The 24,821-nt window shown below is 70.8% G+C and carries 21 protein-coding genes and 1 other RNA gene; 18 read left to right on the top strand and 4 right to left on the bottom strand.

Annotated elements, in window-relative coordinates:
• Positions 1-77: 77 nt before the first annotated feature.
• The gene (locus OIE74_RS24355) at positions 78-3,455 is read right to left on the bottom strand and encodes an FHA domain-containing protein (protein WP_329392424.1); all 3,378 of its coding nucleotides are present in this window, start codon (positions 3,453-3,455) and stop codon (positions 78-80) included.
• Between the two features lie 419 nt (positions 3,456-3,874).
• On the opposite strand from OIE74_RS24355, the gene OIE74_RS24360 reads away from it, so the two are divergent.
• From OIE74_RS24360 to OIE74_RS24375, 4 genes are all read left to right on the top strand, one after another.
• Positions 3,875-5,590: a serine/threonine-protein kinase gene (locus tag OIE74_RS24360; protein ID WP_329392425.1), complete on the top strand. Its 1,716-nt coding sequence runs from the start codon at positions 3,875-3,877 to the stop codon at positions 5,588-5,590.
• A 177-nt stretch (positions 5,591-5,767) separates the two neighbouring features.
• Positions 5,768-7,018, top strand: coding sequence for a serine/threonine-protein kinase (locus OIE74_RS24365; protein WP_329387070.1), 1,251 nt, complete (start codon positions 5,768-5,770; stop codon positions 7,016-7,018).
• 68 nt (positions 7,019-7,086) lie between these two features.
• Positions 7,087-8,193: a peptide chain release factor 2 gene (prfB, locus tag OIE74_RS24370; protein ID WP_329387072.1), complete on the top strand. Its 1,107-nt coding sequence runs from the start codon at positions 7,087-7,089 to the stop codon at positions 8,191-8,193.
• Positions 8,194-8,516: 323 nt separating this feature from the next.
• On the top strand, positions 8,517-9,356 hold the full coding sequence (locus OIE74_RS24375) for a hypothetical protein (RefSeq protein ID WP_329387074.1): 840 nt from the start codon (positions 8,517-8,519) through the stop codon (positions 9,354-9,356).
• A 92-nt stretch (positions 9,357-9,448) separates the two neighbouring features.
• On the opposite strand, the gene OIE74_RS24380 is transcribed toward OIE74_RS24375, so the two are convergent.
• Entirely contained in the window at positions 9,449-9,646 is a 198-nt protein-coding gene (locus tag OIE74_RS24380; protein WP_329387076.1) for a hypothetical protein, read from the bottom strand.
• Positions 9,647-9,915: 269 nt separating this feature from the next.
• On the opposite strand from OIE74_RS24380, the gene ftsE reads away from it, so the two are divergent.
• From ftsE to OIE74_RS24420, 8 genes are all read left to right on the top strand, one after another.
• Positions 9,916-10,605 carry a cell division ATP-binding protein FtsE gene (ftsE, locus tag OIE74_RS24385; protein WP_329387078.1) on the top strand — a complete coding sequence of 230 codons (690 nt, stop codon included), beginning with the start codon at positions 9,916-9,918 and terminating at the stop codon, positions 10,603-10,605.
• Positions 10,606-10,640: 35 nt separating this feature from the next.
• Entirely contained in the window at positions 10,641-11,558 is a 918-nt protein-coding gene (ftsX, locus tag OIE74_RS24390) for a permease-like cell division protein FtsX (RefSeq protein ID WP_329387080.1), read from the top strand.
• Between the two features lie 67 nt (positions 11,559-11,625).
• A complete protein-coding gene (locus OIE74_RS24395; RefSeq protein WP_329387082.1) occupies positions 11,626-12,819 on the top strand; it encodes a S41 family peptidase in 1,194 nt (397 codons plus the stop codon).
• 18 nt (positions 12,820-12,837) lie between these two features.
• Complete coding sequence (gene smpB, locus OIE74_RS24400) at positions 12,838-13,323, top strand: SsrA-binding protein SmpB (RefSeq protein ID WP_329387084.1); 486 nt, start codon at positions 12,838-12,840, stop codon at positions 13,321-13,323.
• A gap of 115 nt (positions 13,324-13,438) precedes the next feature.
• Positions 13,439-13,825, top strand: a transfer-messenger RNA (tmRNA) gene (ssrA, locus tag OIE74_RS24405).
• A gap of 342 nt (positions 13,826-14,167) precedes the next feature.
• The gene (locus tag OIE74_RS24410; RefSeq protein ID WP_329387086.1) at positions 14,168-14,851 is read left to right on the top strand and encodes a hypothetical protein; all 684 of its coding nucleotides are present in this window, start codon (positions 14,168-14,170) and stop codon (positions 14,849-14,851) included.
• A gap of 89 nt (positions 14,852-14,940) precedes the next feature.
• On the top strand, positions 14,941-17,061 hold the full coding sequence (locus OIE74_RS24415) for a glycosyltransferase (RefSeq protein WP_329392426.1): 2,121 nt from the start codon (positions 14,941-14,943) through the stop codon (positions 17,059-17,061).
• Positions 17,058-18,287 carry an acyltransferase family protein gene (locus tag OIE74_RS24420; protein ID WP_329387088.1) on the top strand — a complete coding sequence of 410 codons (1,230 nt, stop codon included), beginning with the start codon at positions 17,058-17,060 and terminating at the stop codon, positions 18,285-18,287. The genes OIE74_RS24415 and OIE74_RS24420 overlap by 4 nt, the downstream gene beginning before the upstream one ends.
• Before the next feature lie 46 nt (positions 18,288-18,333).
• Here OIE74_RS24420 and OIE74_RS24425 read toward each other — a convergent pair whose 3' ends face one another.
• Together OIE74_RS24425 and OIE74_RS24430 are read right to left on the bottom strand one after the other, a co-directional pair.
• A complete protein-coding gene (locus OIE74_RS24425) occupies positions 18,334-18,750 on the bottom strand; it encodes a PIN domain-containing protein (RefSeq protein ID WP_329387089.1) in 417 nt (138 codons plus the stop codon).
• A complete protein-coding gene (locus tag OIE74_RS24430; RefSeq protein ID WP_329387091.1) occupies positions 18,747-18,968 on the bottom strand; it encodes a type II toxin-antitoxin system VapB family antitoxin in 222 nt (73 codons plus the stop codon). Before OIE74_RS24430 ends, OIE74_RS24425 begins: the two co-directional genes overlap by 4 nt.
• A gap of 176 nt (positions 18,969-19,144) precedes the next feature.
• Here OIE74_RS24430 and OIE74_RS24435 point away from each other — a divergent pair, with 176 nt between their 5' ends.
• From OIE74_RS24435 to OIE74_RS24460, 6 genes are all read left to right on the top strand, one after another.
• On the top strand, positions 19,145-20,551 hold the full coding sequence (locus OIE74_RS24435; protein ID WP_329387093.1) for a nitrate/nitrite transporter: 1,407 nt from the start codon (positions 19,145-19,147) through the stop codon (positions 20,549-20,551).
• 61 nt (positions 20,552-20,612) lie between these two features.
• Positions 20,613-21,755 carry a uroporphyrinogen-III synthase gene (locus tag OIE74_RS24440; protein WP_329387095.1) on the top strand — a complete coding sequence of 381 codons (1,143 nt, stop codon included), beginning with the start codon at positions 20,613-20,615 and terminating at the stop codon, positions 21,753-21,755.
• Between the two features lie 95 nt (positions 21,756-21,850).
• Entirely contained in the window at positions 21,851-22,378 is a 528-nt protein-coding gene (locus tag OIE74_RS24445; RefSeq protein ID WP_329387096.1) for a GNAT family N-acetyltransferase, read from the top strand.
• Positions 22,379-22,564: 186 nt separating this feature from the next.
• Positions 22,565-23,167, top strand: coding sequence for a CGNR zinc finger domain-containing protein (locus OIE74_RS24450; protein WP_329387098.1), 603 nt, complete (start codon positions 22,565-22,567; stop codon positions 23,165-23,167).
• A gap of 120 nt (positions 23,168-23,287) precedes the next feature.
• Positions 23,288-23,920 (top strand): sigma-70 family RNA polymerase sigma factor, encoded by a 633-nt coding sequence (locus OIE74_RS24455; RefSeq protein ID WP_329387100.1) that lies wholly within the window; start codon positions 23,288-23,290, stop codon positions 23,918-23,920.
• Positions 23,917-24,792 (top strand): anti-sigma factor family protein, encoded by an 876-nt coding sequence (locus OIE74_RS24460; protein WP_329387102.1) that lies wholly within the window; start codon positions 23,917-23,919, stop codon positions 24,790-24,792. The genes OIE74_RS24455 and OIE74_RS24460 overlap by 4 nt, the downstream gene beginning before the upstream one ends.
• Positions 24,793-24,821: the final 29 nt, after the last annotated feature.

Below are 24,821 nucleotides of genomic sequence, written 5' to 3' on the forward strand. Positions count from 1 at the left end.
GCCACACGATCGACTGGGCATCCGAACGCAGGTACGACTCGGCGGTCCCTCTGCGGTCACCCGGCCCGAGGGAGCCGTCAGACCCGGCCCAGAGGGCTCACCGGCACCGCCGAGACCGAGCGGGCCGCTCTTTCCAGGGCGCTTGCCAGCAGGGCCAGGTCCGTTGGGCCGTTGCCCAGTTCGCGTACGGGGCGGCGGGTCGGGGGGTCGCCCATGCGCTCCCACTCCAGCGGGACCACCGTGGGGCGCTGTGTCGCCGTACGGGGGATCCGGCCGGTCACCCGGCCGCCCTGGAACGGTGTCACCCGGCCGTCCGGATGACCGAGCCTGCCGCGGCCGGGCAGCGGATCGTCCGGGCCGGGGGAGGCCGGTGGTGTGTCCAGAACCACCCGTAGGCGCGTCCGGCCCGCCAGCTCCGTTTCCGACGTTCGTTCGGGGCGTGCGGATGTGGCGACCAGATGGACGCCGAGGCGCTCGCCGTCCCGGGCCACCGCCTCCAGGGCCCGTACGACCGAACCGGCCGCCGGGCGGCCCGGACTGCCCAGCGCGGGCGCGACCAGGGCGTCGTAGTCGTCGACGAGGACGATGAGCCGGGGGAGGACGGGGCCGGGGCCGGGCTCGCCGCGCGTACGGGCGGAGGTCTGGCGCAGCCGCAGGGTGCCGCCGTCCGGGGTGACGCCCGCGCCGGTGCCTATGCCTGCTCCTGTGCGCCCGGTGCCCGCCTGCGGCTGCTCCGGTTGACCAGCGACCGGCACACCCTGCGCGCCTCCGGAGGGCGCCCCGGGTCCGGCCACCTGCTGATCGGCGCGCTCACGCCGCGAACCGCGCTGCTCGGCCGGGCTCGGCGCGCGCTGCCCCACCATCCGCTCCGCGACCTCACGTCTGTTGTGCCACTCGGCGAAGTCCAGCCGCCCCAGCACCTCGGCGCGCCGCTTCAGCTCCGCCCCCAGGGCCTGCGCGAACTCCCGCATCCTGACGGGGTCGGACGCCACCAAGTGCTCGGTCACATGCGGCAGTTCCGTACAGGCCCCCAGCCCTTCGCCGCGCTCGCCGCCCGCGCCGTCCACCAGAAGCAGACCGAGCCTGTCCGGCCGGCCGCCCGCCGCCAGCGAGGCCGCGATCGCGCGCAGCAGTTCCGTACGGCCACTGCCCGGAGGGCCCTCGATCAGCAGATGCGGGCCCTCCTCCACGAGATCCACGGTCACCGGGCCGTGCGGCCCCGTACCGAGCACCGTGGTGCTCCCGGCCGCCGACGCCCAGCGGGCCATCAGCGACGCGGGCGTCGCCCGCGCCAGCCCCAGCTCGTCCAGCAGCCTGGCCGAGCGGGGCAGTTCGGCGGCCTGCCGGCTGCGGCCCGACGCGGCGGCGCTGCCCGCTTCCGTACGGAGAGGGGCCAGCGCCCGGCCGAAGCGGTCCGCCCAGGCCGGGGACACCGCGTCCACCGTCGCGACCGAGCCCTGCCCGGCGGGCTGTCCCACCGCCGTACGGAGCAGCCGCAGGGCCGTCGCGACGTCGCCGCTCAGCAGGGCCACGGCCCCGCACTCACGGAAGGCCACCGAGGCCGCGCACGCCGTCTCGTACGTCGCGGCGACCGGGGAGACGGGCGAGGCCGCCGGGGTCTCGGCGAGACAGATCACATGGACACCGGCCACGGAGCCGGCGCCGGCCAGCCGCGCGGCGGTCTCGCGCAGGGCCGACGAACCGGGATCGCCGTCCACGACCAGCAGCGTCGCCGGTCCCTCGTACCGCCCGGCGGCCTCCGCGATCGATCTGCTGTCGGCCGACGCCCACGCCCTGCCGAGCGGCCCGTCGTCCAGCCGGCGGGTCAGCTCTCCCAGCCGCGCGGTGGCCTGGTCCCGGTCGTAGGCCAGGAGCAGCCGGCAGTCCTGGCCGTGGGCCGGCCGGACATGCGGCAGCCAGCCGAGCCAGCCCCACTCCCGTTTGCGCTGCTCCACACTTCTCGTCCGGTCCGAGCTGACCAGCACGATCTCCAGATCGGCGGGGGAGTGCAGCGCGGCGAGCTGCGCCACGGCGGACCTGGCGAGGCCGGTCAGCCGCTCCCTGGGGCCCGCGAGACCGAGCGAGCCGGCCTCGCGCAGGCTCACGGTCACCGGGACCGAGGGCAGCGGACCGGATCCGTCGGGCGAGGTGCGCTCCGTCGTACCGAGGCGCAGGACGAGCGATTCGGGGTGGTCCGGGCCGCGCTCCCAGAGCCGGGGGCCGGGGCCCAGCGCCGTCATCAGTACGGAGGCGGGGTCGGGCCAGGTGTCGTCGAGGGGCGCGTGGCCCCTGGTGCGGGGGGCGGAGCCGGTGGCCGCCGGGACGTCGTCCTCGGGGAACTCCTCGTCGCGGGTGCCGGCCAGCCGCCTCGCCCAGGCGCCTATCCCGCCGCGTCGTCTGCCGGGTCCATCGGGCAGCTCCGTGCCGCGCGTGGGTGTGCCCTGCCGGCGGGAGCCGGGCGTACGGCTGTGTCCCTGCGGGCCGTCGTCGTCGGCGGCGCCGTGAATCTCGTCACTCTCGGCCCGGTCGTGCGCGGGACGGCGGCCGGCGCCGGGCACCGGCACGTACAGGGCGTCGCCGTAGCGGGTGTCGGCGTCCGAGCGGGGGGTGCGCGGCTCGGGCACGCGGGGCGTGGCTGCGGGGCCGCCGTGTCCGCCGTGGGTGTACGCCTGGACCGTCCGCCCTCCGGGGCCGCCGCCCGCTCCGTACGACGCGGAGTCCGGGCCGGGCCGCGCGCCTCCGTACGACCCCGTTCCCGTGGTCGTGTCGCCGCTCGGCGTACCGCTTGCCGCGCCGCTTCCCGCTTCGGTCACGCTTCCGCGGGCGACCCGCAGATGCCCCTCGCCGTCCGGCGTGGCCGCCAGCGTCGGCGTCCGGCCGCCCGGGGTGAGCCGCAGCGCTGACTCGCCCAGCCGCAGCAGGGCACCCGCCGGGAGCGGTACGGGCACGGACCCGACCCGTACGCCTTCGAGCGTCGTGCCGTTCGTGGAATGCAGGTCCGCCACCGTGACATGGCCGTCGTCGGTGACCGTCACCGCGCAGTGCAGCCGCGAGACGTCCGGATCGTCGAGCGGTACGTCGGCGTCCGCCGAACGGCCGATCCTGACCTGGCCGCCGTGCAGCAGATGTACGCCGCCCGCGTCCGGACCCGCCACCACATGGAGCTGGGCCGGGACCTCGTCGGCGGGCGCGTCGTCCTCGCCGGGGACCTGGAGCCAGAGCACGGCGCCGTCCACCAGCGGCGGCTCGCCCAGGGTGCGGCGCTGGGTGTCCAGCCGCTCCCGCCCCGCGTACAGCACGACGGGGCCCGAGAGGTCGGGGCCGGCGACAGCCGTGGCCAGACCGGAGGCGACGGCCGCGAGAGCCGTCCCCGCCGGTGCGGTGACGAGCACGTCGCACGCGCGCCCCGCGGGGTGGCCGCTGCGCGGCGCGAGGACGGTCAGCCGGATCTGCATCGCCGTCAGCGGTCCCTTCTGCGCGGGGTGCCCGGCAGGGGTGCTGCCCTCTGTGAATCCCCCCACCCGGCACCGACACATCGTCCGGTACAGGTCGGCACGGACGGTGAGCGTACGACCCCACACACCGAGTGCTGGATGGCATCTTCGCACCTGCCACCGACAACACGCCCACGGACCATGGGTAAGTGATCTTGAATGGTCTGCTGTGGGTGCAAAAGTGCATGGTTGGGAGCGGGTTGGGATCATCCGAGGACCCCGCGGGTACACGTGATGGGCAACCATCCGTCAGATGCGTGCGTCCTCCACTCGAACATGACCGCGACGGGAACCCGCGCGGGGCCTTTAAAGTGGGTCGGACACCCGGGTGCATGGCCCCGGGGCCATGCAAGGACCACCAGCAGCAGGGAGAGCGTGACGTGCGGCCGGTAGGCAGCAAGTACCTCCTGGAGGAGCCCCTCGGGCGCGGCGCCACGGGCACCGTCTGGAGAGCCCGTCAGCGGGAGACCGCAGGGGCCGAGGCCGCGGTGGCCGGGCAGCCCGGCGAGACCGTCGCGATCAAGGTCCTCAAGGAGGAGCTGGCGAACGACGCGGACGTGGTGATGCGCTTCCTGCGCGAGCGCTCCGTCCTGCTCCGCCTGACGCACCCCAACATCGTGCGCACCCGTGACCTGGTCGTCGAGGGTGACCTCCTCGCCCTTGTCATGGATCTGGTCGAAGGCCCCGACCTGCACCACTACCTGCGGCAGAACGGCCCCTTCAGCCCCGTCGCGGCCTCGCTGCTCACGGCCCAGATCGCGGACGCGCTGGCGGCCAGCCACGCCGACGGCGTCGTACACCGCGACCTGAAGCCCGCCAATGTCCTCCTGAAGGACGACGGCGACCAGCTGCACCCGATGCTGACCGACTTCGGTATCGCCCGGCTCGCGGACTCCCCGGGGCTGACCCGGACGCACGAGTTCGTCGGTACGCCCGCCTATGTCGCGCCGGAGTCGGCCGAGGGCCGTCCGCAGACCTCCGCCGTCGACATCTACGGCGCGGGCATCCTGCTGTACGAGCTGGTCACCGGCCGTCCGCCGTTCGCGGGCGGAACGGCGCTCGAAGTGCTCCACCGCCACCTCAGCGAGGAGCCGCGCCGCCCCTCCAGCGTTCCCGAACCGCTGTGGACGGTCATGGAGCGCTGCCTCCGTAAGGAGCCCGACGAGCGGCCCAGCGCCGTCAATCTCGCCCGCGCCCTGCGCACCGTCGCCTCCGGCATCGGCGTGCACGCGAACTCCGCCCAGGTCAACGCGGCGATGGGAGTCGGGGCCCTGCTGGCGCCCGACCCGGCGCCCACCGCCGTGCCCGGTGAGCCGGGCGCCGCCGACCCGACCCAGGTGCTGCCGGGCAACGCAGGGTCGTACGACCCTGGCGCCGCGACCAGCGTGCTGCCGACGAACGCGCCGGGCGCCCCGGCCGGTGCGGCCGACCGCACGTCGGTGATGCCCGTCGGCCCCGGTGGCACGGGTGGCCCCGGCCCCGACGCCGGACCCAGGCCCGAGGACCCGCACCCCTGGCAGAGCCAGCTCAGGGCCGCGCGCGACCGCAACGAACAGACCCAGGTCCAGTACCTGGACCCGAGCGAGGACCCGCTCCGGCGCAGGCCGCAGCGCCCCCAGGGCCAGCAGCCCCCGCCGCCGGCCCAGCAGCGCCGGCGTCAGCAGCAGGCCCCGCCCCCGCAGCCGTACCCGCCCCAGCAGCCACACCCGCCGCAGCAGCAGCGGTACGCGCCGCCCCCGCAGCAGCAGCAGCGGTACGCGCCGCCCCCGCAGCAGCAGCAGCGCTACGCGCCGCCGCAGCAGCCACCGCCCCAGCAGCCCGCGCCGCGCCCGCCCCGGCAGCGCGGCGCCAACCCGATGCGGATTCCCGGTCTCGGCTGCCTCAAGGGCTGCCTGTTCACGCTGGTCCTGCTCTTCGTCGCCGGCTGGCTCGTCTGGGAGCTGACCCCGCTCCAGGACTGGATCGGTGAGGGCAAGAGCTACTGGAACGCGATCAAGGACACCGTCAGCACGGTGTCGGACTGGGTCACGGAGCTCGGTGGTTCGGACGCCGGATCCACTTCGGGAACCACCTCCGGGTCCACCGGAAGCAACTGACACCGGTGCCGGCGGGGGCTCCCGCCGGCACCGGTGCTGTTCGGGCGCTTCTGTCTCTTTGTCGATTCCCGCGGGATCAATTCGCCCGCAGAAGTGAACGTTGACGCGGTACCGGGCAGTGAACACCCCGATACCCGCGTACTTTGATGGGCAAAGCCAGCCGCTGAGGGAGCAGTCTTGGCACGGAATATCGGCAGCCGGTACACCGCCCATCAGATTCTTGGGCGGGGCAGCGCCGGCACGGTGTGGCTCGGTGAGGGACCCGACGGGCCCGTCGCCATCAAGCTGTTGCGCGAGGACCTCGCCTCCGACCAGGAGCTGGTCGGGCGCTTCGTCCAGGAGCGCACCGCGCTGCTCGGACTCGACCACCCGCACGTGGTCGCCGTCCGCGACCTCGTCGTGGACGGCAACGATCTGGCACTCGTCATGGAGCTGGTGCGCGGCACCGACCTGCGCACCCGCCTCGACCGCGAGCGCCGGCTCGCCCCCGAGGCCGCGGTCGCCGTCGTCGCCGATGTCGCCGACGGTCTCGCCGCCGCGCACGCCGCCGGTGTCGTCCACCGCGACGTCAAGCCGGAGAACATCCTGCTCGACATGGAGGGCCCGATCGGTCCTGGCGGCTCGCACCCGGCGCTGCTCACCGACTTCGGCGTCGCCAAGCTGATCGACACCCCCCGCCGTACGAAGGCGACCAAGATCATCGGTACGCCGGACTATCTGGCGCCCGAGATCGTGGAGGGCCTGCCGCCGCGCGCCGCCGTCGACATCTACGCGCTCGCTACGGTCCTGTACGAGCTCCTTGCCGGCTTCACGCCCTTCGGCGGCGGCCACCCCGGAGCCGTCCTGCGCCGCCATGTCACCGAGACCGTCGTCCCGCTGCCCGGCATCCCCGACGAGCTGTGGCAGCTCCTCGTCCAGTGCCTGGCCAAGGCCCCGGCCTCCCGGCTGCGCGCCTCCGAGCTGGCGGCCCGGCTCCGCGAGCAGCTTCCCCAGCTCGCCGGCATCCCCTCCCTGGAGGTGGACGAACCCGACAGCGGGCCCACCGAGGAGGAGCGGCCGTACGGCGACGCCGACGCCGAGCACGCGACGGCGGGCGAGCAGCCGCGCCGCCGGGGCGCCGTCTCGCTCGTCCCCGGAGCGGCTCCCGACTCCAACCGGGACACCCACACGAGCATGCGCGTCCCGGCCCCCGACGAGCTGGCGGGCGGCGCGCGCGGCACGGCACGGGCCCCCCGGGCGGCGGGCCAGCGCAGGCCCGGGTCGGCCCGCCACAAGGCGGAGACGGTCCGCAAGCGCCGTATAACGCTGGGTGTGACGGCCCTCCTGCTGGTCGCCGTCCTCGGCGTCGGCGGCTGGCTGGCGACGAGCAGCGACGGCGCAGAAGCCGACCCCGGGGGCTCGACGCGCTCGGCGTCGCCGGTCCCGTAACGCCTCCCGCCGCCGGTCCTCGCGGGAGCGGCGGCGGGGTTTCGGCGCTCAGCCGTTAGGCTGGGTGCGTGGCAGTCGTCGATGTATCCGAAGAGCTGAAGTCCCTTTCCTCGACCATGGGGTCGATCGAGGCGGTCCTTGACCTCGACAACATGAGGGCCGAGATCGCCGTCCTGGAGGACCAGGCAGCGGCGCCGTCCCTCTGGGACGATCCGGAGGCGGCGCAGAAGATCACCAGCAAGCTGTCGCACCTCCAGGCCGAGCTGCGCAAGACCGAGGCGCTCCGGAGCCGGATCGACGACGTCGAGGTGCTCTTCGAGCTCGCCGAGAGCGAGGGCGACGCCGACGCCCGTAACGAGGCCGAGTCCGAACTCGCCTCGGTGAAGAAGGCGCTCGACGAGATGGAGGTCCGCACCCTCCTGTCCGGCGAGTACGACGAGCGCCAGGCGCTCGTCAACATCCGGGCCGAGGCCGGCGGCGTCGACGCGGCGGACTTCGCCGAGCAGCTCCAGCGCATGTACGTCCGCTGGGCCGAGCGGCACAACTACCCCACCGAGGTCTACGAGACGTCGTACGCGGAAGAGGCCGGCATCAAGTCGACCACCTTCGTCGTCAAGGCGCCGTACGCCTACGGCACGCTCTCCGTCGAGCAGGGCACCCACCGGCTGGTCCGTATCTCGCCCTTCGACAACCAGGGCCGCCGCCAGACCTCCTTCGCGGGTGTCGAGGTGCTGCCCGTCGTCGAGTCCAGCGACCACGTCGAGATCGACGAGACCGAGCTGCGCGTGGACGTCTACCGCGCGTCGGGCCCCGGCGGCCAGGGCGTCAACACCACCGACTCCGCAGTCCGGATCACGCACATCCCCACCGGCATCGTCGTCTCCTGCCAGAACGAGCGCTCGCAGATCCAGAACAAGGCCAGCGCCATGAACGTCCTCCAGGCGAAGCTGCTCGAACGCCGCCGCCAGGAGGAGCAGGCCAAGATGGACGCCCTCAAGGGCGACGGCGGCAACTCGTGGGGCAATCAGATGCGTTCGTACGTCCTGCACCCGTACCAGATGGTCAAGGACCTCCGTACGGAGTTCGAGGTCGGCAACCCCCAGGGCGTGCTCGACGGCGAGATCGACGGCTTCCTTGAAGCCGGAATTCGCTGGCGCAAGCAGCAGGAGCGGTAAGCGATTTCGTACGGCCTCCGCCAAGGTCAGAGGCCAACTAGGGCTCCCCGCAAGGGACTCGCTTTGTCGACAAAGTAACTGCCGCCAACAGGGCGGCAGTTCCCGTTTATGTCACAGTTACCCCGCGCGCGGCGGACAACTGACGTGAATCCGGGCATCGCGCGCGCAACGACCTTGACGCTCCTTCGGAAACTCGGAATGGTGACGCTCGGCATGCGTATTTCCGGGGCGCGTGCGCACGGGGGACCTGCACGCACGGATCTCCGACGGCCGGCCCCGGACCGCTGCACCACTCACGATCAGCTACTGGGGGTAGCAAGCACATGACCAAGAAGACGCGGATCCGCGTAGCGCGGATAGCCGCCGGCGCCGTGATCGCCGCCGGTGCTTCGCTGACCGCCGCGGGCGCCGCTTCGGCCGTCGGCATCGATGTCAACGTCGGTGGCCTGAGCGCCAAGGCGGATGTCAACAAGGACGGTCTGGACGTCGGCCTCGGCCTCGACGCCGGTGACACCGAGGGCGCCACCGAGGGCACCGACGGTGGCAACACCGTCGTCGGCACCACGGAGGGCACGTCCGAGGGCGCCAGCGAGGGTGCGTCCGAGGGCGCCTCGGAGGGCGCCAGCGAGGGTGCGTCGGAGGGCACCTCCGAAGGGACCAGCGAGGGTACGTCCGAGGGCACCAGCGAGGGCACCTCGGAGGGCACGTCCGAGGGCACTTCCGAAGGTACGTCGGAGGGCACCAGCGAGGGCACCTCCGTCGGTACGTCCGAGGGCACCTCGGAAGGCACCAGCGAGGGTACGTCCGAGGGCACCAGCGAGGGCACCTCGGAGGGCACCTCCGAAGGTACGTCCGAGGGCACGTCCGAGGGCACCAGCGAAGGCGGTGCCAGCGAAGGCAGCACCTCCGAAGGCGCCACCGAGGGCCAGAGCGGAGGCACCGACGAGGGTCAGATCGGTGGTGGCACCGACGTAACCGCCGGCGCCGAGACCGACAACGCGGGCTCGCAGCCGGTCGAGCAGGGCGAGGCCAAGGAGGAGCTGGCGGAGACCGGCGCCGCCGAGACCACGTTCCTGATCATCGGTGCCGCGACCATGATCGCCGGCGGCATCGGCTTCCGGATGCTCCCGCGTCTGGTCGGCAGCCGCGCCACGGCCGCCTGAACCAGCACGCACTGAGGCATTCCGCACGTACGGAAGGGCCCGGACACTGATCATCCAGTGTCCGGGCCCTTCCGTACGTCTCCTGAGACGGCTCAGGCCGTCTGATGCCCCACCGCCACCAGGGCCACCGCCGCTATCAGCACCACCAGCAGGGTCAGCAGGGCCACCGGGCTCAGACCGCCGAGGGGGCCCGCCTGCTCCAGCCGCTGCCTGTTGGCGCGGCATACATGGCACCGGCCCTCGCTGACGGGTCCCGCGCAGTTGGCGCACACCAGCCGATCAAAGGTCATGCGCTCTCCTCCTCCCGCGCCGCGGAGCCGCGGGCACTCTCACTCCGCTCAACGCTCCGGGAAACACCACCGTTCCCCGTACCACTGTGCCAGCTCCCGCTCATTTCGGCGCGCCCCGTCGGATCACACCCGGTCCGTCCCCGGTGGCGGCCCGTCGGCATCCGTGATAAATCGCCCATGCCCGGACCAACCCCGGCGGCCGACTGCGCGCCCCTCGCCCGGTCGCGTAAGGTCTCGCTCACCTACTCCCGGCCGACCGTGGTGCACCCGTGATCCGATTCGACAACGTCTCCAAGACCTATCCGAAGCAGAACCGACCCGCCCTGCGCGATGTCTCCCTCGAAATCGAGAAGGGGGAATTCGTCTTCCTGGTGGGCTCGTCGGGCTCCGGCAAGTCGACCTTCCTGCGCCTCGTCCTGCGTGAGGAGCGCGCCAGCCACGGCATGGTGCACGTCCTCGGCAAGGACCTCGCGCGGCTGTCGAACTGGAAGGTACCGAGCATGCGCCGTCAACTCGGCACGGTCTTCCAGGACTTCCGCCTCCTGCCGAACAAGACCGTCGCGCAGAATGTCGCTTTCGCCCAGGAAGTCATCGGCAAGTCCCGTGGCGAGACCCGTAAATCCGTCCCCCAGGTCCTCGATCTCGTCGGACTGGGCGGCAAGGAGGACCGGATGCCCGGTGAACTCTCCGGTGGTGAGCAGCAGCGCGTCGCGATCGCGCGGGCCTTCGTCAACCGCCCCATGCTGCTGATCGCGGACGAGCCGACCGGCAACCTCGACCCGCAGACCTCCGTCGGCATCATGAAGCTGCTGGACCGCATCAACCGCACCGGCACGACTGTGGTGATGGCGACACACGACCAGAACATCGTCGACCAGATGCGAAAGCGTGTGATCGAGCTCGAAAAGGGCCGTCTCGTGCGAGACCAGGCGCGAGGCGTCTACGGCTACCAGCACTGAGCACCGCGAAGAGCATCGAAAGCTGAAAGGACGCCATGCGCGCCCAGTTCGTCCTGTCGGAGATCGGCGTCGGTCTCCGCCGAAATCTGACGATGACGTTCGCCGTCATCATTTCCGTAGCCCTCTCGCTCGCGCTGTTCGGCGGCGCACTGCTCATGCGCGAGCAGGTGAGCGTGATGAAGGACTTCTGGTACGACAAGGTCAACGTCTCGATCTTCATGTGCAACAAGGGTGACGCCGAGACCACCGACAAGTGCGAGAAGGGTCCCGTCACCGCCGATCAGCGCAAGACCATCGAGGCCGACCTCAAGAAGATGGAGATCGTCGAGGAGGTCTACCACGAGACCGCCGACGAGGCGTACAAGCACTACCGCGAGCAGTACGGCGAGACGCCCATCGCCGGGATGATCACCCCGGACCAGATGCAGGAGTCGTTCCGGGTCAAGCTGAAGGACCCGGAGAAGTACAAGGTGGTGGCAACCGCCTTCGAGGGCAGGGACGGTGTGCAGTCCGTCGCGGACCAGCGCAACATCCTGGAGAACCTCTTCAATCTGATGCAGGGCATGAATGTCGCCGCGCTCGGAGTGATGGCGCTGATGCTTGTCATTGCCCTGATGCTGATCGTGAACACCGTCCGGGTGTCCGCGTTCAGCAGACGGCGCGAGACCGGCATCATGCGGCTGGTGGGAGCGTCGAGCTTCTACATCCAGATGCCGTTCATCATGGAGGCCGCGTTCGCCGGACTCATCGGCGGCGTCGTCGCCTGCGTCCTGCTCCTGGCCGGGCGTTACTTCCTGATCGACGGCGGCATCGCGCTGGAGGACAAGATGCAGCTCGTCAACTTCATCGGCTGGGACGCCGTACTGGCGGTCCTGCCACTGGTGTTGGTCATCGGTCTGCTCATGCCGGCAGTTGCGGCTTCGGTCGCGTTGCGCAAGTACCTCAAGGTGTGACGATCGCCCCTGGCGTCGTCTCGCCAAGCCGCGCTGCGGCGCCGGGGGTTGTCCTAGACTCGTCGCCATGCCGGGCCACGAAAATCGCCTCAGGCCCCACGGGTTCTACCGCGGGGCGGCCCTGACATTGCTTTTCGCGAGTGTGCTCGCCACCGCCGCGGCCACCGACTCGCTGCCCCGCGCCGACGAGGAAGCCGCCCGCATAAGCACCCGTTCCGTCGCCTCCACGGCCGACGGGGACGAGGTCGCGAGAGCGGCGGCCGAGGCCATGGCCGACGGGAAGTCCGCCACCGAGGCCGCCGAGGATGTCGTCAGCCGCAGCGGTGACCGCTGGGGCGCCGTCTACGACAAGGGTGAGTACGAGGAATTCGAGCGGGCCCTCGACGGCAAGTACACCGGGGTGGGTCTCTCGGCCAAGCGGCTGGCCGACGGCCGGATCGCGGCGAGCAAGGTCCAGCCGGGCGGCCCCGCCGCACGGGCCGGCATCAGGGCCGGTGACATCCTCCGTACGATCGACGGCGAACCGGTGGGCCTTCGCCCCGTGACCGAGGTCGTCGCGATGCTGCGCGGGGACGGTACGGACCGGGACACCGGCCGGTCCCAGGACGCCTCCGCGGGCACCACCGTCGTCCTCGGTCTCTCGCGCGGCGGCCACCGGTGGACCGAGACGCTGCGCCGGGCCAGCCTCAGTACGGACGCCGTCACCTTCGACACCGCCCCCGACGGGGCTCTTGTGATCAAGGTCGCCGCCTTCACCAAGGGCAGCGGCAAGCAGGTCAGGGACGCCGTCCTGGAGGCACCCAGGGGCGCGGGCGTCCTGCTCGACCTGAGGGGGAACGCGGGCGGGCTGGTCACCGAGGCCGTCCAGGCGGCCTCCGCCTTCCTCGACGGCGGCCTCGTCGCCACGTACGACGTCCGGGGCGAGCAGCGCTCCCTGTACGCGGATCCGGGCGGCGACACCGAGCGGCCCGTGGTGGCGCTCGTCGACGGCGGCACGATGAGCGCCGCAGAGCTGGTCACCGGCGCCCTCCAGGACCGTGGCCGGGCGATCACGGTCGGTTCCCCCACCTTCGGCAAGGGCTCCGTACAGATGCCGAGCCGGCTGCCGGACGGTTCGGTGGCCGAGCTCACGGTCGGCCACTACCGGACTCCGTCCGGTCACAAGGTCGACGACAAGGGCATCACACCCGACCTCGTGGTGGCCGAAGAGGCCCAGGAGAGGGCCCGCACAGTATTGAGTGGCCTCGGAGGCGGCTCGTAGTGCGAAAATGAACGCACTATGGCAAAGGAAAAGGACACAGGGCGCAAGCTGGTCGCGCAGAACAAGAAGGCGCGGCACGACTACCTCATTCTCGACACCTACGAGTGCGGTCTCGTGCTGACAGGTACCGAGGTCAAGTCGTTGCGCCAGGGACGCGCCTCCCTGGCGGACGGCTTCGTACAGATCGACGACCATGAGGCGTGGCTGCACAACGTGCACGTGCCCGAGTACACCCAGGGCACCTGGACCAACCACTCGGCGCGGCGGAAGAGGAAGCTGCTGATGCACCGGCTGGAGATCGACAAGCTGGAGCAGAAGTCGAACGAGTCCGGGCACACGATCGTGCCGCTGGCCCTCTACTTCAAGGGCGGCCGGGCCAAGATCGAGATCGCGCTGGCGAAGGGCAAGAAGGAATACGACAAGCGCCAGACGCTGCGTGAGAAGCAGGACCGGCGGGAGACGGAGCGCGCGGTCTCGGCCGTTCGCCGCCGCCAGCGGGCCTGACGCGGCCGGCGGGCCTGATCGCCCCACGGGCGGAATAAGGTGGCAGGGCCAGGCGTTGGTCACGTACGATGGATGGAGTCCCGCAGAGCAGGGACGGCGTTTGAAAAATCAACATGGGGATGATCGGTTTCGACAGCGGATGTCGAGGCAGGGGAAGCGAGTCGAGGAAGCGGCAATGATCTCGTTAACCATATGTCGCAAACAATAATCGCCAATTCCAAGCGCGATTCCTCCACCTTCGCTCTCGCTGCTTAATTAGCAGCTAGCGAAGACTCCGTGGAGTGTCAGCCCGGGGGTGTTCCCGACCCGGATCCTGGCATCAACTAGGGAACTAAACCACCGCGTCCGGTCACGGGGCACAGTGGGAAACTAAACAGTGACTGAGCCCGTCGGAGACTTGTTCGCGTGATCTCCGGGGCCGAGAAAAGCGTAGCGAACTGCACTCGGAGAAGCCCTGGTTCCGCACCGTTGGACGCGGGTTCGATTCCCGCCATCTCCACAGTTCCCATGTGAGGCGAAGGCCCCGCTGCCCTGTCGGCAGCGGGGCCTTCGCCGTGCGCCCGACCGGGCGGAGGGTATTTTTCCCTCAAGACCGGCCGTTCGGCAACGAAGTCGTACAGACACCCAACAACTGCTGAAGTAGGCGCACGGGCGTGGTCGCCGTGCGCTACATTCTGGGCTCGGGTGCAAGTGGTGGGGGGCGCTCGTTCCGGGTTGGGGACCCGGTCGACGCCCGTATCCGGCCGGCTTTCATGCACGCACCCAGTGATCCTGTGTGGGGGATGTGCGTACTGCAGTGAACAATTGGCGAGAAGATGCCCAAAAGGGCCATACGCATGAGCCGATGGATGTCACCGTCGAGCTCGACGGTCTGGGGCGACAGCTCTCCGAGCTGCCCGGCCCGGCCACGGACGCCGACGGCGGCCCCGGCTCAGCGGCACGCTCCGCAGATGGCTCCGAGGGTCCCGTCTTCGTCGATGCCAGCGGCCGGCGGAGCAAGAAACTCCGGCGTCTCGGCTGGGTATTGGCGATAGCCAGCGCCTGTTACGCCGTCGCCCTGGTCGCGTCCCTGATGGGCGGCAACTCCAGCGCTCCCTGGCTCCAGATACCCGGTGTCGGTGACAAGCGCGACTCGGACAAGGTCGAGATACAGCCGCCCCCGAAGGACCGGCCCACCGTGTCGGCCACGCCGGGTGCCGGGGGCCCCGGCCCGAGCCCCACGGAGTCCGCCGCCGGCTCGCGGGAGCCGACCGGTGCGAGCACCGGAGCCACGGAGGGGCCCGACCCGTCCGGCTCGCCCTCCGGTGAGCCCGACCCGGACCCGAAACCCGGTAAGACCGATTCGAAGCCGGACCCGCCGGATCCGAAGCCCGACCCGGACCCCGATCCGGACCCCGGTGAGTCCGAACCGGGGTCGGTCGATCCCGGTACGGACCCCGGTCCCGGCCCCACTCCGACGGACTCCGCGCCCGTCGATCCACCCGTTGATCAGGACGGCCAGCAATCAGCCGCGGAAGGCGCCCGGTAGAAATGAACCCTTCTGGCAGACGGGCCCCGTCCCCCGAGCACGGACAGATCAAGCGGAAGCAGGGGCGCGTCGCCGGACGCAGACTGCCCATGCGCTATCTGCTCCCCTCCCTGCTTCTCGTGGCCCTGCTCGCGATGCTGATGCTCCGCGGCTATGTGCACAGCGAGATCCTGGCGGACCATCGTGTACGCCCGCCGGCCCCGACCAACCAGGTGCCGGACCGGATACTGGGCGGCGGCCCGGTCATAGACGCCCGCGGGGAGACCACGGCCAAGGCGCTCAGGATTCCCGACCGCAAGCTCGTGCTGACCTTCGACGACGGACCCGACCCGGAGTGGACGCCCAAGGTCCTCGACAAGCTGAAGGAGTACGACGCGCACGCCGTCTTCTTCGTCACCGGCACCATGGCCTCGCGCCATCCGGACCTGGTGCGGCGGATGGTCGACGAGGGCCATGAGATCGGTCTGCACACCTTCAACCACCCGGACCTCTCCTACCAGTCGGAGTCCCGTATCGACTGGGAGCTGACCCAGAACCAGATGGTGCTCGCGGGCGCGGCGGGCATCCGCACCTCGCTGTTCCGCCCGCCGTACTCCTCCTTCGCCGACGCGATGGACAACAAGTCCTGGCCGGTCACCGAGTACATCGGCAGCCTCGGCTACATCACCGTGCTCAACAACACCGACAGCGAGGACTGGAAACGTCCCGGCGCCGAGGTGATCATCCGTAACGCCACCCCGAAGAGCCCGCGCGGTGCGATCGTGCTGATGCACGACTCCGGCGGGGACCGCTCGCAGACCGTCGCCGCGCTGGACGACCTCCTGCCCCAGATGCAGGACAAGGGGTACGAGTTCGCCAACCTCACAGAGGCGCTGGGCGCCCCGAGCGCGCACACGCGTGTCTCCGGTGTCGAACTGCTCAAGGGCAAGGCCTTCGTCGGCGCCGTCGCCGTCTCCGAGGCCACCACCAGCGCGCTGGTCGCCGGGCTCGCCGTGATCGGCGTGCTGGTCATCGGGCGGTTCGGGCTGATGCTGGTGCTCTCCTTCGCGCACGCGCGCAAGGTGCGCGGACGCGGCTTCAGTTGGGGCGAGCCGGTCACCGAACCGGTGACGGTGCTCGTGCCCGCGTACAACGAACGCGAGTGCATAGCCAACACGGTCCGCTCCCTGATGGAGAGCGACCATCCCATCGAGGTCATCGTCATCGACGACGGCTCCACGGACGGCACGGCGGACATCGTCGAGGCGATGTGGCTCCCCAACGTCCATGTCGTACGGCAGGCCAACGGCGGCAAGCCCGCGGCCCTCAACAACGGCATCGCGCACGCCAGTTATGACATCGTCGTGATGATGGACGGTGACACCGTCTTCGAGCCGTCCACCGTGCGGGAGCTGGTCCAGCCGTTCGGCGATCCGAGGGTCGGGGCCGTCGCCGGCAACGCCAAGGTCGGCAACCGCGACACCCTCATCGGCGCCTGGCAGCACATCGAATATGTGATGGGCTTCAATCTGGACCGCCGGATGTACGACCTGATGGGCTGCATGCCCACCATCCCCGGCGCCGTCGGCGCCTTCCGCCGCCAGGCACTTGAGCGGGTCGGCGGGATGAGCGAGGACACCCTCGCCGAGGACACCGACATCACCATGGCCATGCACCGCGACGGCTGGCGGGTCGTGTACGCGGAGCGGGCCCGCGCCTGGACTGAAGCCCCGGAGTCCGTACAGCAGTTGTGGTCCCAGCGCTACCGCTGGAGCTACGGCACGATGCAGGCGATCTGGAAGCACCGCCGCGCGGTGATCGAACGAGGTCCCTCCGGGCGCTTCGGCCGCGTCGGACTGCCGCTGGTCTCGCTGTTCATGGTGCTGTTCCCGCTGCTGGCGCCGCTCATCGACGTGTTCCTGCTGTACGGCCTGGTCTTCGGCCCCACCAGGAACACCGTCATCGCGTGGCTGGGTGTACTGGCCGTACAGGCGGTCTGCGCCGCGTACGCCTTCCGGCTCGACCGCGAGCGCATGATCCATCTGATCTCGCTGCCGCTCCAGCAGATCCTCTACCGGCAGCTCATGTACGTGGTCCTGCTCCAGTCCTGGATCACCGCCCTCACCGGGGGCCGGCTCCGCTGGCAGAAGCTGCGGCGCACGGGCGCCGTGGAGGCGCCCGGGTCCACGACCGCCCGGCGGCGCGACGATGTCCGGGGGCCGGTGGCATGAGCGAGGGCTCCGTCGAAGGCGGGCGCCCGTCCGGGCGTGACCGCTATCTCGACCTGCTGCGTACGGTGGCACTCGGCCGGGTGGTGATCTACCACATCTTCGGCTGGGCCTGGCTGACGGTCCTCTTCCCGTCCATGGGCGTGATGTTCGCGCTGGCGGGCTCGCTGATGGCGCGCTCGCTCGGCGGCCGGCCGTCGTGGGCCGTTGTCCGGGGCCGGATGCGCCGGCTGCTGCCGCCGATGTGGGTGTTCGCGCTGCTCGTCGTGCCGCTGATGTTCGTGATGGGCTGGCGGCCGGTCGGCGAGGAGGGTTTCGGAGGCCTCCTCAGGCTGGTCAACTACCTGTTCCCGGTGGGGGCGCCGCCGTTCCCGGCGGAGAGCGGTGACGCCGGCGGGCTGCTCGAACAGGACTGGGCGGACCAGGCGGTGGGTCCGCTCTGGTACATCCGTACGTATCTCTGGTTCGTCCTGGCCTCGCCGCTGCTGCTGTGGGCCTTCCGGCGGGTGCCGTGGGCGACGCTCCTCGCGCCGCTCGCGCTCACGGCGGTCGTCGGCACCGGACTGGTGGAGATCCCCGGCGAGACGGGCGAGGCGCTCACGGACTTCGCGGTCTACGGCGCGTGCTGGATTCTCGGCTTCGCCCACCACGAGGGCCTGTTCACGCGGGTGCCGCGCTACCTCACGGTCTCGCTGGCCTCCTTCGCCATGACCTTCGGGATCTGGTGGGCCTCGGGGCATCTCACCGAGGAGGGCTGGAACCTGGACGAGATCCCGCTGGCCCAGGCGGCCTGGTCGCTGGGCTTCTGCGCGATCCTGCTCCAGTACGCGCCCTCCTGGCGGGAGCTGCCCGGACGATGGGCGCGGTTCGACTCCGTGATCACGCTCGCCAACAACCGTGCCGTGACCGTCTATCTCTGGCACAACGTGCTGATCATGGCGACGTTCCCGCTCATCGACCTGCTCTACGACGCCCCCGTGCTGTCGGCCCACGCCGGCCTGGTGGACACGCTGTATCCGATGCTGCCGCTGGTCCTGATCTGGCCGCTGGTGGCGCTGGCGGTCCTCGCCTTCGGCTGGGTCGAGGACCTCGCGGCGAAGCGGCGGCCGAGGCTCTGGCCGAACGGCCGGGACGACTCGGGCTCCATGGGCTCGCACCGTTCCGCCGGCCCGGCTCCGTCCAGGGCCCCCGCGCCACCCGCGCACACCGGTTCGCCGGACCGTCGCTGATCACAGGCTGGGTATCGCGCTGCCGCGCCGTGCGCGACCGACGTGCTCAGTGGGGGATCTCGTGGATACGGCGTTCGCGCAGGTCGGGCAGGAGCGAGGCCGCGGACTTGAAGTCGTTGTCGTCGTGCAGGACGACAACGTCGCGGTGCGCCGCTGTCGCGCAGATCAGCCAGTCGGTCACCGAGAGAGCCTGGTGGCGACCCCGCTGAGCGAGCCGGTATTGGGCGGCCTCGATCCAGGGCCAGGGATTCTTCGGTACGGAGACGTCGGGGTGCAGCTCGGCGAACATGTCCGTCATGCGGTCGTACTCGTCGACGTGCCGTGCGGACCGCTTGAACTCGACCCGCTGTGGATGGCAGGACCCGACCGCCCCGCCGCTGATCGCCTCGCTCCAGGGAGCGCGCAGCTCCTTGTCGCGAAGGATCCGCCACACGGCGGACGAATCGATCAGATAGCGGATCACCGCCCGCCCCGCTTCTCGGAGGCACGCTGCCGCTCCCACGACTCGTAGTCCCAGTCCTCGGCGAGGGAGGCGTACTCCTCCAGTGCCGCGATGCGACGGTGCCGGGCGGTGAACTCGCGCAGAGCGGTGTTCACCGCCTCCTTCTTGGTCCTTATGCCGGATACGCGCATGGCGTCAGCCAGGGCCTGGTCATCAAGGTCGATCGTCGTCAGGCTCAACGGGACTCCCTCTGTTTATGAACAACAATCTTCATAAACAGGATAGCTAAAGACTCACACCCCCGCTTGCCCCACGGTGAGAGCAAGGTTGCGTGCCGGTCATCTCGGGGCACCGGGGTGAAACGCGGCGTCCCTACGGTCGGGAGTCTTCGAACCGCACCGTCAGTGGAGGCGCGATGACTGGCCCGACGATCACCGATGAGGCACCCGGCGCCGGACGAGGGCGATGGATCGAGCGGTGGGATCCGGAGGACCCCGTCTTCTGGGAGCGGACCGGCCGCAGGACCGCCCGGCGCAATCTGCTCTTCTCCGTGCTCTCGGAGCACATCGGCTTCTCCATCTGGACCCTCTGGTCGGTGATGGTGCTGTTCATGGGGCCCGAGTACGGCGTCGACCCGGCCGGGAAGTTCTTCCTCATCGGCATGGCCACCTTCGTCGGCGCCCTCGTACGGATCCCGTACACCTTCGCTGTCGCCCGCTTCGGCGGACGCAACTGGACGATCTTCAGCGCCCTGTTGCTGCTCCTGCCGACCGGCGCCGCGTACGCGGTGATGGAGCCGGGGACCTCGTACACCACCTTCATGGCCGTCGCCGCGCTCACCGGCCTCGGCGGCGGCAACTTCGCCTCATCCATGACCAACATCAACTCCTTCTTCCCGCTGCGCGAGAAGGGCTGGGCGCTCGGCCTCAACGCGGGCGGCGGCAACGTCGGCGTCCCTGTCGTGCAGCTCGTCGGGCTGCTGGTGATCGGGACGGCCGGGGCCACGCACCCCAGGATCGTGCTCGCGGTGTATCTGCCGCTGATCGTCGCCGCCGCCGTCTGCGCCGCGCTGTTCATGGACAACCTGGCACCGGTGCGCAACGACACCGGGGCCGCGAAGGAGGCCGCAGGCGACCGGCACACCTGGATCATGGCCGTGCTCTACATCGGGACGTTCGGCTCCTTCATCGGCTACAGCTTCGCCTTCGGTCTGGTGCTCCAGACACAGTTCGGGCGTACGCCGCTGGAGGCGGCCTCGCTGACCTTCGTGGGACCGCTGCTCGGCTCGCTGATACGGCCCGTCGGCGGCAGGCTCGCCGACCGGCACGGCGGCGCCCGTATCACCCTGTGGAACTTCGCCGGGATGGCGGCGGCGACCGTCGTGGTGATCTTCGCCTCGCTGACCGAGTCGCTGCCCGTCTTCCTCGTCGGCTTCACCGCGCTGTTCCTGCTCAGTGGCCTCGGCAACGGCTCGACGTACAAGATGATCCCCGGCATCTTCCAGACGAAAGCCCTGGCCAGGGGCCTGACGGGGGAGGCGGCGGCGCGGTACGGGCGCCGGCTCTCCGGCGCGTCCATGGGGCTGATCGGTGCCGTCGGCGCCCTCGGCGGGCTCGGGGTCAACCTCGCCTTCCGGCAGTCCTTCCAGCAGTCGGCGGGTACGGGCACCGCCGCGTTCGTGGCCTTCCTCGGCTTCTACGCGGTGTGCTCGGCGCTCACCTGGGCGGTATACCTTCGGAAGCAGACGGCCGGACCGGCGACGGAGGCGGACACCGGAGCCGGGGGCGGCATGCGGCGCGGTCTCGATTACGCGGAGGTGTGAGCCCGGCTCCGCGTCGGAGCCGTACCGGAGCCGTACGGACGAGAGAGCGGGACCCCAGACCATGTCCGAACAGCAGCAGCACGGCCCACTCGCCGGATTCACCGTCGGCGTCACCGCCGCCAGGCGCGCCGACGAACTGGGGGCGCTGCTCACGCGGCGCGGCGCCGTCGTCGTGCACGCCCCCGCCCTGCGTATCGTGCCGGTCTCCGACGACACCGAACTCCTCGCCGCCACCAAGGAGTTGATCGCCGCCCCGCCCCATGTGGTGATCGCCACGACGGCCATCGGCTTCCGCGGCTGGGTGGAGGCGGCCGAGGGCTGGGGTTACGGCCAGGACCTGCTGGAGTGTCTGCGCGGCACCGAACTGCTGGCGCGCGGCCCGAAGGTGAAGGGCGCGATCCGCGCCGCCGGGCTGACCGAGGAGTGGTCGCCGGAGTCCGAGTCCATGGCGGAGGTGCTCGACCGGCTGCTGACCGAGGGCGTCGACGGACGCCGGGTGGCGCTCCAGCTGCACGGGGAGCCGCTGCCCGGTTTCGTGGAGGCGCTGCGGGCCGGGGGCGCCGAGGTCGTCGTCGTACCGGTCTACCGCTGGATGCCGCCCGAGGACATCGCGCCCGTCGACCGGCTCATCGAGGCGACCGTCGCGCGGACCCTGGACGCCGTCACGTTCACCAGCGCGCCCGCCGCCGCGTCGCTGTTCTCGCGGGCCAGGGAGCGCGGTCTGCTGGACGCGCTGGTCGAGGCGCTCCACCACGATGTGCTCGCCGCCTGCGTGGGGCCTGTCACGGCCCTGCCGCTCCAGGAGCACGGTATCGACACCGTGCAGCCCGAACGCTTCCGCCTGGGCCCGCTGGTTCAGGTCCTCTGCCTCGAACTGCCGGGCCGCACACGGACCTTGACGGTCGCGGGCCGCCGCTTCGAGATCCGTGGCCACGCGGTGCTGCTGGACGGCGAGCCCCGGCCCGTACCGCCCGCCGGAATGGCCCTGGTGACCGCGCTCGCCAAGCGGCCGGGCTGGGTGGTCTCGCGGGCCGATCTGCTGAGGGCCCTGCCGGGGGCGGGCAGCGACGAGCACGCCGTCGAGACCGCCATGGCCCGGCTCCGTACGGCACTCGGGGCGCCGGAACTGATCCAGACGGTCGTCAAGCGCGGCTACCGGCTGGCGCTGGATCCGGCGGCCGGCACGAAGTACGACAGCGCGTGAGGACAGACTGCTCGAACAGCGGGCCAGTGACCGTCCGTCGATCACGGGCACCCGCTGCGGTACCGAACCGGAACCTGGGCGTCTATTTTAATCGGATGGTCAACGACTCTCCTCAGTTCCGGCCCGCGCGCGCGGAGGACGCCGGTGCTCTCGCCGCGGCGCTCCTGCGCAACAGGGATCACATGGGTCCCTGGTCGCCGTACCGCCCGGCCGACTTCTTCACCCCCGAGGCGCAGGCCACCCTGCTGTCCGACCCCTCCGCCCTGCGCTGGCTCTTCGTCGACGGGCCCGATGTCGTGGGCCAGGCCACCCTCTCGACCCTCGTGCTCGGACCGTTCCGCAGCGCGAGCCTCGGCTACTGGACCGACGCCGCGTACACCGGGCGCGGACTGGCCACCCGCGCGGTCGAGGAGGTCTGCCGGGCCGCTCTGGAGGATCTGGGGCTGCACCGGATCGAGGCGAGCACGATGCCGTCCAACATCGGCTCGCAACGGGTCCTGGGCAAATGCGGGTTCGGGCTCATCGGGACGGCGCCGCGCTATCTGCACATCGACGGGGCCTGGCGTGACCACCATCTCTACCAGCGGATCCTGCACGACGGGCCGCCGAACAGGGCGCTGTAGCGCGCCGCGGAACCGGCCGCACCGTAAAGCCGTAAGAGGGCGTTCCGGGGGCCCGGGTTCCGTCCCGCGCCCAGAATTCACCGGACGAGGTTGAGTTGAGTTGCTTCCGGAGGGGTGCCGGAGTCGTGCCGGGGCATGCACTCTGGGGAGTAAGCGGCAGGACGGTACCGAGGCGGTGACAGGCACATGACTACGGGCGTGGGCTCGTACGAGTGGAGATTCGACTCCGGGCGCGTCTGCCTGGATCTGGTGGCCACCGGAGAGCCGGACCCGAAGGGGTTCGAAGAGAAGCCGCCGGAGGGCGACGCGGGACTCCTCGGCCGGTGGCTCACCGGCTCGGGCCTCGTGCCCCCGGGTACCCCGCTCATCGGCGTCGACACCGGCTGGGTCCGGCGCTTCCACGAACTGCGCGACTGCGTGGGCCAGTTGGTACGCGCGGAGATCGACGGACGGTACGCGGCAGCGGCGCTGGAGCGCGTCAACGTGATCGCGGCCGGCGCACCGCCCGGGATCCGGGCCGTACGTGAGCCGGGCGGCGGCCTCGTCCGCACCCTGAGCGACGAACCCGAATGCGGCGCGCTGCTCGCGGCGGTGGCCAGGGACACGGTGGACCTGCTGACCGATCCCGTCGCGCGGGCGCGACTGCGGCAGTGCGAGGGCGACAGCTGCCGGCGGGTGTACCTGGACACCTCACGCGGTCGCCGCCGCCGCTGGTGTTCCAGCGAGGTGTGCGGCAACAGGGAACGGGTCGCGAGACACCGCCGCCGCGCGGCCCTCGCCCGCGCCTGACCCGCCGAACCCACGCCCGACCCCGGTCCTGGTCCGGCTCGGGCACCCCCGTATAAAGATCTTGAAAGATTTCCGCTGCGCCGTTGAGCAGATCCCTTCACGGGTCCGTAAGTCACCGTGATGGGAACAAGCAGCCGTCTCAAGGTCTCGACCCGGGAGGTTCAGGTGCGCAAGGATGCGGCCGTGGCCGATGACCGACCTCACCGGGCCCGGCACCGGAGCGAGGCACAGCGCACCAATTCCTCCGTTCCCGACGAGGAGTTGATGCGCGCCCTTTACCGGGAACACGCCGGACCGCTGCTCGCCTACGTCCTGCGCCTCGTCGCGGGTGACCGGCAACGGGCCGAGGACGTCGTGCAGGAGACGCTCATCCGTGCCTGGAAGAACGCCGGTCAGCTCAATCGGGCGACCGGCTCTGTCCGACCCTGGCTGGTGACGGTCGCACGACGCATCGTCATCGACGGTCACCGCAGCCGGCAGGCCCGGCCGCAGGAGGTCGACCCGTCGCCGCTGGAGGTCATGCCCGCGGAGGACGAGATCGACAAGGCGTTGTGGCTGATGACGCTCTCTGATGCCCTCGATGATTTGACCCCCGCCCACCGGGAAGTTCTGGTGGAGACGTACTTCAAGGGACGCACGGTCAACGAGGCCGCCGAGACGCTTGGTATACCCAGTGGGACCGTGCGTTCGCGGGTGTTCTACGCACTGCGGTCCATGAAGCTCGCGCTGGAGGAGAGGGGGGTCTCGGCATGACGACGTACGAGCAGTCCGGGCAGGGCGACGGCACGACCGCGCACGACGCGGCGGCGGCGTACGTGCTCGGCATTCTGGACGAGGCCGACGCCACCGCCTTCGAGGCGCACCTCGCCGGCTGCCACATCTGCGCGCTCCATCTGGAGGAGTTCGCCGGGATGGAGCCGATGCTCGCCATGCTGGCGGACAATCCGGACCCGGTGGGGCAGTCGTCGCCGTTCGGCCGGTCGGATCCCTTCGGGCGGTCCGCGGCCCCCTCGGCGTCGCCCTTCGGGCACACCGCGCCCGCGCCGCCGACGGCGCCCGCCGTCACCGTCCAGCCCAGTCCGCGGCTGCTCGACCGGCTCGTGGACGAGGTCGCGGTCAAGCGCGCCAAGCGCAGGCGCCGGTCGATGTATCTGGTGGCCGCGGCCGCCGCGCTGGTCATCGGCGGTCCCGCGGTGGCGGTCGTCGCCACTTCCGGCGACGGTGGCACGAGCAACCAGGCCGGGGACCCGCACCCCACCAGCCCCGCCGAGGACGCCTTCATGGAGCACATGCCGGAGAAGGTCGAGGCGACGGACCCCGTCACCAAGGTCAGCGCGACCGTCGGCATGGAGCCCAAGGGCTGGGGGACCCACGCGGCCCTGGAGCTGAAGAACGTCAAGGGGCCGCTCAAGTGCAGCCTCATCGCCGTGTCCAAGACCGGCGAGGAGGAGATCGTCACCTCCTGGGCCGTGCCGAAGTGGGGTTACGGCATCCCGGACAGCACGCACGAGGTGGCGAAGAACCCGCTGTACGTGCACGGCGGCTCGGCCATGGAGCGCAACGACATCGATCACTTCGAGGTCCGGACCTTCGACGGCAAGCGTCTGGTGGAGGTCGAGGCCTGACATACCCGCCCCCTTCGCGTACGGTTGAC

The organism is Streptomyces sp. NBC_01716 (assembly GCF_036248275.1).
In the GTDB taxonomy this organism is placed as follows: Bacteria; Actinomycetota; Actinomycetes; order Streptomycetales; family Streptomycetaceae; genus Streptomyces.

What these genes read in the sequence shown, in the direction of transcription:
- OIE74_RS24355 (WP_329392424.1), bottom strand. Translation starts at nt 3,455, where the DNA reads ATGCAGATCCGGCTGACCGTCCTCGCGCCGCGCAGCGGCCACCCCGCG.
- OIE74_RS24375 (WP_329387074.1), top strand. Translation starts at nt 8,517, where the DNA reads ATGACCAAGAAGACGCGGATCCGCGTAGCGCGGATAGCCGCCGGCGCC.
- OIE74_RS24380 (WP_329387076.1), bottom strand. Translation starts at nt 9,646, where the DNA reads ATGACCTTTGATCGGCTGGTGTGCGCCAACTGCGCGGGACCCGTCAGC.
- ftsX (WP_329387080.1), top strand. Translation starts at nt 10,641, where the DNA reads ATGCGCGCCCAGTTCGTCCTGTCGGAGATCGGCGTCGGTCTCCGCCGA.
- OIE74_RS24395 (WP_329387082.1), top strand. Translation starts at nt 11,626, where the DNA reads ATGCCGGGCCACGAAAATCGCCTCAGGCCCCACGGGTTCTACCGCGGG.
- smpB (WP_329387084.1), top strand. Translation starts at nt 12,838, where the DNA reads ATGGCAAAGGAAAAGGACACAGGGCGCAAGCTGGTCGCGCAGAACAAG.
- OIE74_RS24410 (WP_329387086.1), top strand. Translation starts at nt 14,168, where the DNA reads ATGGATGTCACCGTCGAGCTCGACGGTCTGGGGCGACAGCTCTCCGAG.
- OIE74_RS24415 (WP_329392426.1), top strand. Translation starts at nt 14,941, where the DNA reads ATGCGCTATCTGCTCCCCTCCCTGCTTCTCGTGGCCCTGCTCGCGATG.
- OIE74_RS24420 (WP_329387088.1), top strand. Translation starts at nt 17,058, where the DNA reads ATGAGCGAGGGCTCCGTCGAAGGCGGGCGCCCGTCCGGGCGTGACCGC.
- OIE74_RS24435 (WP_329387093.1), top strand. Translation starts at nt 19,145, where the DNA reads ATGACTGGCCCGACGATCACCGATGAGGCACCCGGCGCCGGACGAGGG.
- OIE74_RS24440 (WP_329387095.1), top strand. Translation starts at nt 20,613, where the DNA reads ATGTCCGAACAGCAGCAGCACGGCCCACTCGCCGGATTCACCGTCGGC.
- OIE74_RS24445 (WP_329387096.1), top strand. Translation starts at nt 21,851, where the DNA reads ATGGTCAACGACTCTCCTCAGTTCCGGCCCGCGCGCGCGGAGGACGCC.
- OIE74_RS24450 (WP_329387098.1), top strand. Translation starts at nt 22,565, where the DNA reads ATGACTACGGGCGTGGGCTCGTACGAGTGGAGATTCGACTCCGGGCGC.
- OIE74_RS24455 (WP_329387100.1), top strand. Translation starts at nt 23,288, where the DNA reads ATGGGAACAAGCAGCCGTCTCAAGGTCTCGACCCGGGAGGTTCAGGTG.
- OIE74_RS24460 (WP_329387102.1), top strand. Translation starts at nt 23,917, where the DNA reads ATGACGACGTACGAGCAGTCCGGGCAGGGCGACGGCACGACCGCGCAC.